Source organism: Streptococcus sp. HMSC077F03 (assembly GCF_001812375.1).
Lineage (GTDB): Bacteria > Bacillota > Bacilli > Lactobacillales > Streptococcaceae > Streptococcus > Streptococcus oralis_S.
The window spans coordinates 63132-63610 of record NZ_KV808765.1; the positions used below are offsets into that span (position 1 = coordinate 63132).

At 45.3% G+C, this 479-nt stretch carries 1 protein-coding gene; it reads left to right on the plus strand.

The genetic code is table 11. The features are described from left to right. Positions 1–479 (plus strand): fibronectin-binding SSURE repeat-containing protein (locus tag HMPREF2853_RS10055; protein WP_261674234.1); only part of this gene is annotated, 479 nt, incomplete at both ends.

Below are 479 nucleotides of genomic sequence, written 5' to 3' on the forward strand. Positions count from 1 at the left end.
CCAGGTCCATTCACAGCTGGTGTCAATCAAGTTATTCCATACGAATTCTTCGCTGGTGATGGCATGTTGACTCGCCTGATCTTGAAAGCATCTGATAAGGCTCCATGGTCAGACAACGGAACAGCTAAAAATCCCGCTCTCCCACCAGTAGAGAAATTGGGCAAAGGCCTTTACTTCTACGAAGTAGACTTGGCCGGCACCCAAGGAAAATCTGACAAAGAGCTGCTTGACCTTTTGAAACAAAATGGTACACAAAGCTATAAAGCTACTATCAAGGTGTACGGTGCGAAAGATGGCAAGCCTGACTTAACTAACCTCGTAGCGACTAAAGATTTGACTGTTAATTTGAATGGCTTAACCACTCCAGCTGAAGTGCAAAAAGGTGTGGCTGACAATACCAAAGACACAGTAGATGTTCCGGCTAGCTACCTTGACAAAGCCAATTTCCCAGGTCCATTCACAGCTGGTGTCAATCAAGT